The organism is Deinococcus sp. NW-56 (assembly GCF_002953415.1).
Classification (GTDB): Bacteria; Deinococcota; Deinococci; order Deinococcales; family Deinococcaceae; genus Deinococcus.
This window is the reverse complement of the sequence record NZ_CP026516.1, coordinates 1,460,562-1,473,590: the sequence shown is the minus strand read 5'-3', so window position 1 is coordinate 1,473,590 and position 13,029 is coordinate 1,460,562. Positions and strand designations below refer to the sequence as shown.

Sequence of the window (13,029 nt, the reverse complement as noted above, 5' to 3'; positions counted from 1 at the left end):
AAAAGGGCAGGACCCCAGGCTGCCCCGGAGTCCTGCGTGGTCAGTTGGGAAAGGTCAGGCGGGCTGCTGCCGGGCCGCCTTCGCCTCGTCCGCGAGCTGGCGGCGCAACACCTTGCCGACCGCCGTCTTGGGCAGTTCGGCGCGGAACTCCACGCTGCGGGGCGCCTTGTAGGCGCTGAGTTCGCGGCGGCAGTGGGCGATGATGTCGGCCTCGGTCGCCTCCTGCCCCGGCTTGAGGACCACGACCGCGTGCACGCTCTCGCCCCGGTACTCGTCGGGCACGCCCACGGCGGCGGCTTCTAGCACGGCGGGGTGGGCGATGAGCACTTCCTCGACCTCGCGCGGGTAGATGTTGAAGCCCCCCGCGATGATCAGGTCCTTCTTGCGGTCCACGATGCGGAAGTACCCGTCGTCGTCCATGACGGCCATGTCGCCGGTCAGCAGCCAGGTCTGGCCCTGCCACTCGCGCAGCACCTTCTCAGTCTCGTCGGGGCGGTTGTAGTACCCCTTCATGACCATCGGGCCGGACACCCACAGCTCGCCCACCTCGCCGGTCGGGACCGGCTGGCCGTCCTCGCCCATGACCACAGCGTCCACGCCGGGGAACGGCAGGCCGATGCTGCCCTCGCGCTGGTCACCGAAAATCGGGTTGGTGTGCGTGATGGGGCTGGCTTCGGTCAGGCCGTAGCCCTCCACCAGATTGGCGCCCCCGGTGATCTGCCGGAACTGCCGCGCCGTTTCCAGCAGCAGCGGCGCCGACCCGCTGATGCAGGCGCGGATGCTGGTCAGGTCGTGCTTGGGGGTGTCGGGGTGGTGGTTGATCGCGTTGTACAGGGTCGGCACGCCGGGAAAGAGGGTCGCCCCGCTCGCGTCGATCTGGCCCAGCACCATCTTGATGTCCCGCGCATTGGGCACCAGCACGATGGTCGCCCCGATCAGAAGGCTGAGGTTCATCGCCACCGTCATCCCGTAGACGTGGAAGAAGGGGATGGCGGCCAGCGTGACCTCCTGCCCGGCCCTCAGGTCGGTCATCCACGCGCGGGCCTGCTCAGCGTTCGCCACGAGGTTGTGGTGGGTCAGCATCGCGCCCTTGGGCACGCCGGTCGTGCCGCCCGTGTACTGGAGCAGGGCCACGTCGTCGGGACGCATGACTACCGGCTCTGGCGTGCCGTCCTGCCGCACGAGCTGCGTCATGGAGTACACCGACCCCCCGGCCTTCACGCCCACCCAGGTGCCCTCGCGGCGGGCCTTGAGCGGGTACAGCACGTTTTTCGGGAAGGGGAGTGCGTCCTGAATCCCGGTCACGATCACCCGCTGCACCGGGACCGTCCCGGCAATCTGCTCGTAACGGGGGTAGAAGGCGTCGAGCAGGATCAGCGTCTCGCTGCCGCTGTCCTGAAGCTGGTGCTGCAACTCGTGCGGGGTGTACAGCGGGCTGGTGTTGACCACCGTGGCCCCGGCGAGCAGCGCCCCGTAAAAGCCCACCACGAATTGCGGGCAGTTGGGCAGCATCAGGCTGACGCGCTCGCCGGGCTGAACCCCGATCTTCTGCAGCGCCGCCGCGAAGCTCAGGGCCTGCTGCCACAGCGCCCGGTAGGTCGTCTTTGCGCCCAGGAAGGTCAGGGCGGTGCGGTCGGGGTACTGCTCTGCCGTGCGCCGCAGCAGGTCGGGCAGGGTGTCGTTGGTCGGCGTGAACTCGTGCGGCACACCTTCTTCGTAGTGGGACAGCCAGGGTCTCTCCATGCCGGTCTTTCACGCTCCTCGCGCCCCCCGCTCCGCTGCACCCGCCGCCTGCAGGGGGCGGCGGGTGGGCGGGGGCGCCTTGAAATTGGACTCAGTATAGCCTCACCTTGCGGCCCCGCGCCTCCCCTGGGGGCCGTGCCACACTGGGCCGCATGACTGCCCCCCACCGTTCCTACCTTCAGGAGGCCCTCGCCCTCGCCCGGGAAGCGCTGGAGGCGGGCAGCTCGCCCGTCGGGGCGGTGCTGGTCAATGCCGACGGCGAGATCATCGGCCGGGGCCGCAACCGCGTCGGGGAGGCCCAGACGCCCGAGCATGTGGGGGCTGCCAGCGTGGCGCACGCCGAGATGGACCTCTTTTTCGCGGCGGGAAAGCTGAGGGACCCCGAGACGCTGACCCTCTACACCAGCCTGGAACCCTGCCTGATGTGCGGCGGCGCCTCCGCCCTGCTGGGGGTCGGCCGGGTCGTGTGGGCCACCGACGACCCCTGGGGCGGCTCGGGCCGGTTGATCAAGTGGAGCGACCACCCCGCCATGCAGGAGACCCAGGTGCTGCCCTGCCCCGACCCCGAACTGGAGGCCGAGGGCGCCCGCCTCTTCGCCCCCGAGGCCAAACGCGCCTTTCCGGACGAGGGCTGGGCGCTGTGGCAGGAGCGTTACCCCGCCGAGACGGCGGAGGTGGAGTGACCCTGCTCGTGGTCGGCAGCGTGAATGCCGACCTGACCGTGCGGGCGCCCCACATCCCTGCTCCCGGTGAGACGGTCCTGGGGGGCGACGTGCGCGTGTCGCCGGGCGGCAAGGGGGCCAATCAGGCGGTCGCGGCGGCCCTCGCCGGAGCGCGGGTGGCGCTGTGCGGGGCCGTGGGCGCCGACCCCTTCCAGGAGGCGGCCCTGCGCGGCCTGACGCGGGCGGGGGTGGACCTCGGCGGGCTGCACACGCTGGACGCGCCCACGGGCCTCGCCCTGATCACTGTGGCCCAGGGCGGCGAGAACGCGATCACGGTGGCGAGCGGCGCCAATGCCCGGATGACGCCCGAGCATCTGCCCACCGACTTCGCCCCCTTCTCCCACCTGCTGCTGCAAGGCGAACTGCCCGTCGGGGTGACCCGCGAGGCGGCGCGGCGAGCGCGGGCGGCGGGCCTGACCGTGCTTCTCAACGCGGCTCCCGTGCAGGCCCCCGACCCCGAGTTGCTCGCCCAGGTCACCCACCTGCTCGTGAACGAACCCGAGTTGGCCGCCCTCGCCCCCGGTGGGGGAGAGGTGGAGGCCCAGGCCCGCGCCCTCCTCGCGTCCGGACCTCACGCGGTCACCGTGACTCTGGGAGCGCGGGGCAGCCTGACGGTGACTGGAGCCGAGACGTATCCCCTTGCCGCGCTCCCCGTCATCCCCGTGGACACCACCGGAGCAGGGGACACCTTCGCGGGCGTGCTGGCCGCCGAACTGGTCGCGGGGTCACCCCTCCCGGGGGCGCTGCGGACGGCGGGGGTCGCGGCTTCGCTGGCCTGCACCCGCCCCGGCGCGCAGGACGCGATGCCCACGCGGGAGGAGATCGACAACTTGATTGGCGGATTGTCGGATGACAATTTACGCCGTTTAGGGCTGAGCAAGGTTGTGCGCGAGGACGGCTAGGACGACACGGAAGCGAAGGGAGGCGAGCGTCTTCGTCTGAACGGAGCGGATTTGGGCCTCCACCAATTGGGAGAAGACGGTTTCAATGCGCTTGCGTAACTTCGGGTGGCGGTCTTCCCGCCACCCGGTGTCGTACCGGGAGTTTTTCTTGGGTGGGAACACGTATCCCAGGCAGCAGTAGCCCTTATCACCGATGATCTTTGGCCCGCCGAACTCCGGCCATCTGCGGTTCAGCTCGTAGCTGACCGTGGTGTCGTGAAGGTTGGCGGGTTTCAGCAGGTACTGAACGATTTCACCCTCCGGCGTCACCCAGGCGTGGAGCTTGTAGCCGTACACGTCGCCCTGCGTCCCAAAGCCCCACCGAGCGCCAGGAAACGCGCAGCGTTTCCCTCGTTTGGGTCGGCAGACGGGCAGTGGCATGGAGTCGATGATGACCTCTCCGCACCATTTGGGAGGGCTGACGATGGCTTCGAGGCGCTCCAGGAGACGGAGGCCACGGGTGTAACTCAGGAGTTGCACCTCGCATAGCGCAGTGAATAGCCGTGCTGGCGGAGAAATTCCGAGTTTCTGCTGAACGTCAGGAGCAGGCGGTTCAAATGAACGTCTGGCATGACCGTCATCAGTGCCAGAGCAGCACACGCCTCCAGGGTCATCCTCAGGAGTTGCACCTGCATAACGACGGGGAAGCGCTCCCAGCCGAGAAAATCTGGGAGTGTCTACGTCACAGATTCTGGGGGAGCGCGTCCGCATTCTGGCAGATGAGTTCCTGGCCGTTCCAACCACGTCCTACCAACAGCGCAGCCTGGAGGCTGCGCTGTCGATGTTCCTGGACACTGCCACCAAAACGGCGTTGCACCGCGCTGAGTTGGTCAGCAAAAGTGCGCTGAGCCGCCTCCTGAACGAGTACCCCTGGGATACGGCACAGGGTTGGGCCATCTTGCAGCGCGCCCAGTGGGACGCGCTGCTTGTCGCGGCCCGACGAAAACACCGCCCACTCCTGCGGCTGAGTGTCGACCTGACCAGCATCGAAAAAAAGGGCAGCACGCTGCCCTTCGTTCGCGTCTACAACGAGGTTCACGGCATCCATCTGGTCGTGTTGTTCGCCGAATACGGAGCGGTGAAGTTTCCCGTGGGGTACCGGGTCTACCGGGGCAAGGGGACAGCGACCCCAGTGACTCTGGCACGAGAACTTCTGCGAACCGTCCCAGACGCGATCCGTCGTCGATTCCGGATTCGCGTGTTAGCAGACAGCGGATTCGAATCCGCTGTCTTCCTGGATGAAGTCAGGCAGCTGGGCTTCGAGTTTGTGGTGGGCGTTCGGTCAACCCGGCGGACGATGCACCCAGGCGAGGTCACGGTGGCTGACTGTCCGCATGGAGGCTACATCGAATTGAAGAACTGGCCGCATGACCCGCTGGTGCTGGGTCGCGTCGACCGTGGAGACCGGGTGTTTCACGCGGTTTCTTCGGAACTGATGGAAGGCGACGAGGTGGTCGCCGAGGGGGCAAAGCGGTGGAGTGAGGAATCGTTCTTCAAGGAGGGCAAGCACCAGTTTGGTCTGGCGCAGTTCGCATTGCGAACTGCTGTGGGCCTGGATCGCTGGGTCCTGCTGGTGTTCCTGGCCTGGACACTGGCCATCCTGCACCGAGAGACCGGGATGACCCTGGAGGCGTGTGCTGCTCTGGCACTGATGACGGTCATGCCAGACGTTCATTTGAACCGCCTGCTCCTGACGTTCAGCAGAAACTCGGAATTTCTCCGCCAGCACGGCTATTCACTGCGCTATGCGAGGTGCAACTCCTGAGGTATTCGCTTGCTGGCAGAGAAGGCTGTAGAGCTGAACTTGGTCGACCACATCGCTCCGTCGACGGTGTTCTACATTCTGAAAAAAACGCGGTCCAGCCGCACCGCAAAAGGCAGTGGTGCATCGCGCACCTGACGGCGAATTTCCTCTGCGAGATGGAACGCGTTCTGGACGTGTACTCTCGGCCCTACGACGACCGTTTTCCCGTGTTGTGCTTCGATGAGCAACCCTGCTTCCTGATCGGTGACGTCATGGCCCCGGTTCCATCGGAACCGGGGCGAGTCGCCAAACAAGACTACGAATACCAGCGCTTTGGGAGCGCGGCTGTGTTGCTGGCCGTCGAGCCGAAAACAGGCCGACGGTTTGTCCAGGTCTGTGCCCGACGGACCGCCGAGGAGTACACCGCCTTCATGCAGAACCTGGAACGGGCCTATCCAGCAGCCGTCCAGATCACCCTGGTTCAGGACCACCTCAATACGCATCACGGCGGCAGTTTCTACAAGTTCATGTCGCCACAGGCGGCCCACCGGTTGGTGGGCCGCTTCGAGTGGGTCTACACGCCCAAACATGCCTCGTGGCTGAACATGGCAGAACTGGAATTCAGTGCCCTTCAGCGGCAGTGCTTGAACCGGCGTATTCCAGTGCTGGAACGGCTTCGGTCGGAAGTCGAGGCTTGGGTGGCAGCGCGTTCACGCGCGGGCGTCACCCTCAACTGGCAGTTCTCCACCCAGGTCGCCCGCCGGACGCTAGGACGGCACTACGAAGCCATTCGTATTAAATGAACGCTGTACTAGCCCGTCCCGGTCGGTCCGAGCACCCATGGACAGCGCTGTACCCCGGAAGGCGGGCGTGGTTGGCACGCTGGACCGTCCGGGCCGGCGGGGAGTGGGAAAATCAGGTGCGGAGTGGGAAAGTAGGTTGAAGCCCGACCTGGACGGAGAAAGTGCTTCGGGAAGAGGCGCACAACTTTCCCACTTTTTTTCCGACCTGCTGTTCGCCCAGGGGGTCGAGTCAGGGTGCGGCAGGACGCGACGCTCCTGAGGGCGGAAGAAAAGCCGTCCAGCACAGCGAAAAGGACGGCTTTTTGGCTCCCCGGGCGGAGTGGGAAAATATCGGCCCGAGTAGGAAAGTACGCTGGGTCGCGTCTGATACGCGCTCCAGCTCATTTCGTGGCGCGCGCGACTTTCCCATTTTCTGGAGGTCCAGGTTCGGGTTGGGAGCGAAATCATCGTGCTGCGCGGCAAAAAGCGCACCCCCCGGGGTGCGCCTGATCCCAGCCGAGTGGGAATATACATTTGGAATTGGGAAAGTAAATTGTCCTCCGACACGGATTTTGTACAACACGCAGGCATTTGTCACCACCCCCCCCGATGGACTTCGTGTTCATCGGGGACTTTTTATTCATGTCACCACCCGGGTGCCGCAGATAGTTATCACCACCAGAAGGCAGCAGTCTGAAGCCGACACCTCCCCATGTGAAAAGGTCTGAAGGGCGAGCGAGGGAAATACGGCGATGTGGCCCGTGGCCCAGGCTGGCGCGGCGCGGATCTGGCCTGACGCGGAGACATGCACCGATGCTTGTGGAGGCCAATCTCGGTCCGCGCATCTTGCTACTCTCGTGTATGCAAGGGCACTACGTCATGTATCACAACCCTGAGACGATGGGGCAAGACTGCGAAGAGATCCAGTTGAGCAACGTGGTTGCCACCACCAAGCAGGGAATTGCCAATCAAATCGCGGGGGAGAACGGCATCATCTGGTGTGTCGGCCGGAAGTGGGACGATGACGCCTACTACCTGTATCAGCGCATTGACGGAGCCTTTCCTCAGCCTGGCGATGATGAATTCCCGATTCATCTGGTCGGCACCCCGCTGTTCGAGCAGGATGAAATGGTCGATATCACTGACAAGCCTTACTTCAAGGATGTCTTCAAGCTGCTGCGCTTCGGCGTGCAGCCCATCGACAGTCAGTCGGTGCTTGACGGCTTTCAGGAGGAGTTCCTGAAGCTGGTCCGTGCGCGGCGGCAACGCTGATGCCCCTGGCCTAAGGCAGCCTCCCGGCCAGTACATTCTTTGAAGCCCATGCCGTCCATTCCTGATGAAATGGCCCGAATGCCTAGATGCCCCTTCAAGCTCGGTATGTCACTGGGCCGCGCGTCTCCGCGGCCTGACGTGACTGTATAGAACTGCATGTCAGTTGGTCTATCGCAGCTCAGCATGTCCTCCTTTTTCGCCGAGACTCAGTCCTCCCACCAAGCACGCGCTGAAGCGCCAGCGCCTGGAGGTGTCCCCGCATCGTCGGCCCTGACCGCGCGGGAAGCGGGTCATGGCCCACGCCCGCGCCAACGGCGTTGAAGCTGGGCCCACGAGAGCGCCTCACCGAGAGTGACCGCAGGGGGCGCCGCGCCGATGTCGGAGTTCAGGAGAGGCTCCACACCCACGCCGGAGCGCCCGCAGTGACCCGCGGAGAACAGGGTCAAGGATGGTGCATGGATGAAGCACGGGGACTTGGGATCCCAGTTCCCCCGGGTACCAAGTGAACGTCCCATCAGCCAGACCAGTTGCAACCGCTTCCAGGACACGGGATCATGCACACCTGACTACTCTTCAAAACGGGTGACGGGCAGCAGAAAGTCGGCTCCTGTACGGTGTTTCTGCGATGAAAACCCCTGGGAGCCGACCCCCCCACGATACCTTGCAGACTGCCCTGCGGTCTGCCTTTCCTCTTGATGCCCGCCGCCTGGTCGTCTTCACGGCCTTGGTCCTGGCGGTCATCCAGGCTCGTACGGTGGTCCTGTACAGCCTCAAAACCCACGTCACGTTGCCAGGCACGCTCACGGCCCGCTACCAGCGGCTGTGTCGCTTCGTCCAGTTTTCCTTTCCGGAGGGTCTCTTTCCCCGCTTCGCCCTTTCCTTCCTGCCAGAGGGTCCCTTGGACCTGATCTTAGACCGGACGAACTGGAGATTCGGCCAGCAGGACGTGAACATCCTGCTGCTCTCTGCAGTCTGGAATGGGTTCAGTCTGCCCCTGATGTGGACGCTGCTCCCACATGGTGGGGCGAGTGATTCCCGAACCAGGGAATCACTCGTGGCGCGCTTCCTGACCCTCTGCCCAGATCGGCCGGTCCGGTGCCTCCTGGCCGACCGCGAGTTTATTGGGCAGCACTGGTTCCGCTTCCTCGATCAACATGGCATCGCGCCCTGTATTCGACTCCCGGCACGCGCCACCATCGGCCAACACCGTCTGCCCGTGTGGGCCGTCTTCAAGAAGCTCCAGGTCGGTGAAGTCAGGGTCTGGCGGCGCCAGACCCTGATCTACGGGGTATCGCTTCGCGTCGCCGCGACGAAGAATGCGGCTGGAGAAACGCTTTACCTCGCGTACCGGGGTCACGTGGGGCCAAATCTTCGACGATACGCAGGGCGCTGGCAGGCAGAGAATCTGCACTCTGCCTTGAAAACCAGGGGCTTCAACTTGGAGGACACGGGCCTGACCCGCGCGGAGCGGGTGTCCACCCTATTGACGGTGGTCAGCGTGGCGTTCATCTGGGCCTGCGTGACTGGGGAGCTGCTGGCAAACAAGAAGGACGTACAGATCAAGAAACACGGACACCGTGCGGTGTCCGTGTTCCGGCTTGGCCTCGACCATCTCCAAGACCTGCTGCTGCACCCGTCCCCGTCGTCCTGGCGTACCCTGACGACTCTCATGCCGCGTTTTGAAGGGTAGTCAGCATGCACACACCAGGAGGTGCTTTATGGCTCGCAAGTCCAAAATCAGCGCGCTGATGCGGCGCGTGATTGACACGCCAGATGGGGGCTTTGCCGTGCACAGAGCTGCCATGAGCCGCGATGGGTTGGCGCAGGCCAAGACGGCTGACGGCACCTCCGTCGTCATCTTTACCCGCGCTGGCGGTCAAGGCCTGCGCTTCAAGCAGGAAGCCAGGAACAACTCCAAGACAGAGATCAAGCCCAAGAAGAGGGTTGCCGTCCGGTGAACATCGCCTTTCCTGTGCTGCTTCTGACCCTGGTGCTTCTGCCAGGGTTCCTTTTTCGCTACGCGATGTTGCGTGGCACCTACCGGCGCAGCCCTGTCACCGCTCAGCAGGTCGCGGCAGACCTGGGCTGGCTCACCCTTTTCAGTGCTGCCCTGCACACCGGGGTCGGTCTGCTCGCTGCGTACGCTGGCGTAATCCGGCGGGGGTCGCTGGAGTTATCCGGCACCTTCCGCTGGTCTAATCCGGCACCCTGCGCTGGTTGATTCCGGCACCCTCCGGTCGCGGACGAGACTCCCCTGGTCATCCTTGCAGGATGACCAGAAAGCGAGCGTCCATGCGAAAAATCAGGGAAGTCTTGCGGTTGAAACTGGAACTGAAGCTCAGTGACCGCCTCATTGGACAAAGCGTCCAACTCGCCCGCAGCACCGTGCAGGATTACGTCGCACGCGCTCAGCAAGCGGGGCTGAGCTGGCCTCTCCCCCAGAGCTGGACGATGTCCAGCTCGAAGTGCTGCTCTTTCGTACCCGTGAGCAGGCTGCCGTCAGTGTCACCCACCAGCCCGACTGGGCCGCCATTGACCGGGAACTGCGGCGCAAAGGCGTCACTCGTCAACTGCTGTGGGAAGAGTACCGTCGGCACCATCCGGACGGCTGGCAATACGCAACCTTCAACGAGAATTACCGGAAGTGGAAGGCCACAACGGGCCTGACCATGCGCCAGACCCACCGGGCAGGTGAGAAGCTCTTCGTCGACTACGCCGGACTGACGTTGCCCTTGACCGACCCGAGGAATGGGGTCGTCCAGGCTGGCCAGGTGTTCGTGGCCACCCTGGGTGCCAGCGACTACACCTACGCCGAAGTGACCCGAACCCAGGGCATTCACGATTGGATCGCGTCGCATGTCCGGGCGCTGGACTTCTTCGGTGGAGTGCCCGAGATCATCGTCCCGGACAACCTCAAGGCTGGCGTGACCCACGCCAGCCGCTACGAACCCGAGCTGAACCGCACCTATCAGGAATTCGCACAGCACTACGACGTCGCCGTCATCCCTGCCCGGGTCCGCAAACCCAAAGACAAGGCCCTGGTGGAAGTGCACGTGCAGATCGTGGAACGCCGCATTCTCGCCCCGCTGCGCGACCGGGTGTTCTTCAGCCTGTCCGAGGCGAACGAAGCGGTCTGGGAACTGCTGAACACCCTCAATGGGCAACCCTTTCAGAAGAGGCCAGGCAGTCGCCGCAGTGAGTTCGAAACCCTGGATCAACCCCTGCTGCGCCCCTTGCCCGCCCAGCCCTTCGAGGTGGCCGAGTGGAAGCACGCCACGGTCGGTCTGGACTACCACGTCGTCGTCCAGGGGCACGCGTACAGCGTGCCCCATCACCACGTCAAGACCCGGGTGGATCTGCGACTCACCGCGCGGTTGATCGAGATCTACCGTTCAGGCGTACGGATCGCGGTTCATCACCGGGTCCCCGACGCGCTGACGTCGGCCCGGCAACAGACCACGGTGCCGGACCACATGCCCGCCCACCACCGGTACTACCGAGAGGTGGGTCCGGACCAACTCCTGGGTCAGGCTCAGCAGATTGGGGAGGCCACGACGACCCTGGTGCGCGCCATCTTCGACGGAGATCAACATCCTGAACAGAGAAAGCGCGTCGTGACGGGTCTGCTTCGCCTGCACCGCGAGTACGGGGAGCGGCTGGAAGCGGCCTGTCGGCGGGCGTTGGCTCTGCAAGCGCACAGCTTGCAGAGCGTGAAATCCATCCTGAAGCACCGTCTGGACGAAGCGCCACTCCCCGATGCCCCCACCGCACTCCCTGTAGCCGACCACAGCAATCTGCGTGGTCCTGGGTACTTCGCAGAGATCGACGAACCGGGTGCCGAGCGCACCCTGAATTGAGGTTGACATGTTGCCCCATCCGGTGATTCAACAGTTGCGCGCCCTGAAGCTCGATGGCATGGCGCTCGCTTTGCAAGAACAACAGGAACAACCTGGTCTCCGCGAGCTGAGCTTCGAGGAACGACTCACCTTGCTGGTCGACCGTGAGCGGGCCTGCCGGGATACCCGGGGCTTGCAGCGCCGCCTGACGGCGGCGCGTTTGAAGGTCAATGCGAGCCTGGAAGAGGTGGATGTGAAACACCCGAGGGGGCTGGATGCCCGGTTGCTGCGTTCACTGGCCCAGGGTCAGTGGCTCGCCGAAAAAAGGGGGGTCATCATCACCGGCCCCACGGGCGTCGGGAAGACGTTCATCGGGTGTGCCCTGGCGCACCAGGCTTGCCGTCAGGGCTTCACGGCGTTGTATGCGCAAACCGGGCGACTGTTGCAGGAACTGACCCTGGCGAAAGGGGATGGACGGTATCTGAAGCTCCTGGCGAGCATCGCCAGGGTGAACGTCCTGATTCTGGATGACTGGGGGCTGGATGTGCCCACAGCGGAAGGTCGAAGGATTTTGCTGGAGATTCTGGATGACCGCTATGAACGGGCTTCGACGATCATTACCAGTCAGTTCCCGACCCCGGCCTGGCACGCGAATCTGGGAGATCCCACGCTGGCGGACGCGATCTTGGATCGCGTCCTGCATCACGCCTACCGGATCGAACTTCGGGGAGAAAGCCTCAGAAAGAAGAGCAGGAAGTTGACCCCGGAGACGGTCAGCCTTTCATAATGGGGACAGCTCGTCCGTTGGCTGGGAGGGTGCCGGATAACTCCATTCCTGGAGGCCGGATAACTCCAGCAGCGGGTGCCGGATTGGCCAGCATACGCATGCTCGCCTCACAGGTGGGCCTCGCGCCACGGTTCGATGTGGTGCTCTCGCTCCTGCTGGGCAATTTCGGGAAAGACTCGGTCCTGCTGACCACAGTCATTCAAGACCTGAGCAGTCGCCCCTTTGTCTATCTGGGCTACTTCGGTGTGGTGTGCGCCTTGGGGGCCATCCTGGGCACCTGGGCACACCGCAGCGCCCGGTCCGGCTTCCTGGCACGCTGGATCAGTCTGAACAACGACTGGCACGATCTGCTTGACCGAGAGACCAACGCCGCAGAGTTCGATGGCGTGGTAATCGAGCCCAGCATCTACCTCACGGCGGTGGTGGACATGAAGCACAAAGATGGCCCGGTCCTGGTACGTGGCCTGGTGATTGACTGGCTCCTGACCGCAGCGGGTGAGCTCGATACGGTCATGCTGGAAGAGACGGTGCGGCGCCCCCTGGCTGCGGACCGGCCAGCCGGCACCGAGTACCACTCCGACGCATCGCTCGACTCGCGGTATTACTCCATCGAAGGCGACGTGTTCCTGTTGCGGCGCAGCGAGATGATCACGCTCAACGTGCAGTACCTGTACACCGCGGAGACCGCTGACCTAGAGAATGTCCCGGAAGCCGTCATGCTGGAAGACGAACTGCTGGCGTGAACAGCCAGGGCGCAGCTGAAAGCAGACCTTGATCCAGTCGCCAGCAGCCCACTCAGCGGCGCCTGGCGCGCCGGCGGGAGAAAGGAACACCCCCCAACGCTGTCAGGAAGACTGGATCCTCCTCCCTCCCACATACGCTTCAGCCATGCCCCGCGCCGTCCCTTACGCCATTGACGCCGCTGGGATGCTGGCGGATCCGGAGACGTGCGCGGGCATGGGGCCCTTCTCCTGCTTGTAGTACCAGGAACCGGTCTCGCTGCGCGGCGCGCACCTACGCCGTGGCCGGCCAGTTGCGGCGCACTTCTCCCATCAACCCGAGAGCACCTGCGCGGGCGAGAGTGTCATACACCTGGCCGCCAAGATGCGGCTCGCCGAGACCCTCACCCAGCGCGAGCGCCCCTTTCTGATCCGCCGGGTCTGCCAGCGCTTCAAATATGACGGGATCCATGACTAGCTTCG

13 protein-coding genes and 2 pseudogenes are annotated in these 13,029 nt (G+C 64.3%); 12 read left to right on the top strand and 3 right to left on the bottom strand.

Features of this window, described 5'->3' with window-relative positions:
• Nucleotides 1-54: 54 nt before the first annotated feature.
• Nucleotides 55-1,743: a long-chain fatty acid--CoA ligase gene (locus tag C3K08_RS07305; protein WP_104990702.1), complete on the bottom strand. Its 1,689-nt coding sequence runs from the start codon at nt 1,741-1,743 to the stop codon at nt 55-57.
• 152 nt (nt 1,744-1,895) lie between these two features.
• Here C3K08_RS07305 and C3K08_RS07300 point away from each other — a divergent pair, with 152 nt between their 5' ends.
• Both C3K08_RS07300 and C3K08_RS07295 read left to right on the top strand, forming a co-directional pair.
• A complete protein-coding gene (locus C3K08_RS07300) occupies nt 1,896-2,426 on the top strand; it encodes a nucleoside deaminase (RefSeq protein WP_104990701.1) in 531 nt (176 codons plus the stop codon).
• Nucleotides 2,423-3,367: a ribokinase gene (locus tag C3K08_RS07295; RefSeq protein WP_104990700.1), complete on the top strand. Its 945-nt coding sequence runs from the start codon at nt 2,423-2,425 to the stop codon at nt 3,365-3,367. The genes C3K08_RS07300 and C3K08_RS07295 overlap by 4 nt, the downstream gene beginning before the upstream one ends.
• Here the strand turns inward: C3K08_RS07295 and C3K08_RS07290 are convergent.
• Both C3K08_RS07290 and C3K08_RS07285 read right to left on the bottom strand, forming a co-directional pair.
• Nucleotides 3,332-3,874: pseudogene (locus C3K08_RS07290) on the bottom strand (IS982 family transposase); the annotation flags it as partial. The gene C3K08_RS07295 and the pseudogene C3K08_RS07290 overlap by 36 nt on opposite strands.
• A complete protein-coding gene (locus tag C3K08_RS07285) occupies nt 3,874-4,041 on the bottom strand; it encodes a hypothetical protein (protein WP_199776890.1) in 168 nt (55 codons plus the stop codon). The gene C3K08_RS07285 and the pseudogene C3K08_RS07290, both read right to left, overlap by 1 nt.
• A 38-nt stretch (nt 4,042-4,079) precedes the next feature.
• Between C3K08_RS07285 and C3K08_RS07280 the strand changes: the two genes are divergently transcribed.
• The 10 genes and pseudogenes from C3K08_RS07280 to C3K08_RS18890 all read left to right on the top strand — a co-directional run bounded on the left by C3K08_RS07280 (nt 4,080) and on the right by C3K08_RS18890 (nt 13,024).
• Nucleotides 4,080-5,171, top strand: coding sequence for a transposase (locus C3K08_RS07280; RefSeq protein WP_102128614.1), 1,092 nt, complete (start codon nt 4,080-4,082; stop codon nt 5,169-5,171).
• Complete coding sequence (locus C3K08_RS07275; protein WP_158679876.1) at nt 5,159-5,953, top strand: IS630 family transposase; 795 nt, start codon at nt 5,159-5,161, stop codon at nt 5,951-5,953. The genes C3K08_RS07280 and C3K08_RS07275 overlap by 13 nt, the downstream gene beginning before the upstream one ends.
• An 840-nt stretch (nt 5,954-6,793) precedes the next feature.
• The gene (locus tag C3K08_RS07270; protein WP_158679875.1) at nt 6,794-7,204 is read left to right on the top strand and encodes a hypothetical protein; all 411 of its coding nucleotides are present in this window, start codon (nt 6,794-6,796) and stop codon (nt 7,202-7,204) included.
• A 625-nt stretch (nt 7,205-7,829) separates the two neighbouring features.
• Nucleotides 7,830-8,894 (top strand): IS4 family transposase, encoded by a 1,065-nt coding sequence (locus C3K08_RS07265; protein WP_104990697.1) that lies wholly within the window; start codon nt 7,830-7,832, stop codon nt 8,892-8,894.
• 28 nt (nt 8,895-8,922) lie between these two features.
• Nucleotides 8,923-9,162, top strand: coding sequence for a hypothetical protein (locus tag C3K08_RS07260; protein ID WP_104990696.1), 240 nt, complete (start codon nt 8,923-8,925; stop codon nt 9,160-9,162).
• Nucleotides 9,159-9,425, top strand: a complete 267-nt coding sequence (locus C3K08_RS07255) for a hypothetical protein (protein WP_104990695.1) — start codon at nt 9,159-9,161, stop codon at nt 9,423-9,425. Before C3K08_RS07260 ends, C3K08_RS07255 begins: the two co-directional genes overlap by 4 nt.
• Before the next feature lie 71 nt (nt 9,426-9,496).
• Nucleotides 9,497-11,061 (top strand): annotated as a pseudogene (istA, locus tag C3K08_RS07250) (IS21 family transposase).
• A 7-nt stretch (nt 11,062-11,068) separates the two neighbouring features.
• Complete coding sequence (istB, locus tag C3K08_RS07245; RefSeq protein WP_104989849.1) at nt 11,069-11,827, top strand: IS21-like element helper ATPase IstB; 759 nt, start codon at nt 11,069-11,071, stop codon at nt 11,825-11,827.
• A 98-nt stretch (nt 11,828-11,925) separates the two neighbouring features.
• Entirely contained in the window at nt 11,926-12,570 is a 645-nt protein-coding gene (locus tag C3K08_RS07240; protein ID WP_104990694.1) for a hypothetical protein, read from the top strand.
• A gap of 256 nt (nt 12,571-12,826) precedes the next feature.
• Nucleotides 12,827-13,024 (top strand): competence protein CoiA family protein, encoded by a 198-nt coding sequence (locus tag C3K08_RS18890; protein ID WP_158679941.1) that lies wholly within the window; start codon nt 12,827-12,829, stop codon nt 13,022-13,024.
• Nucleotides 13,025-13,029 lie beyond the last annotated feature (5 nt).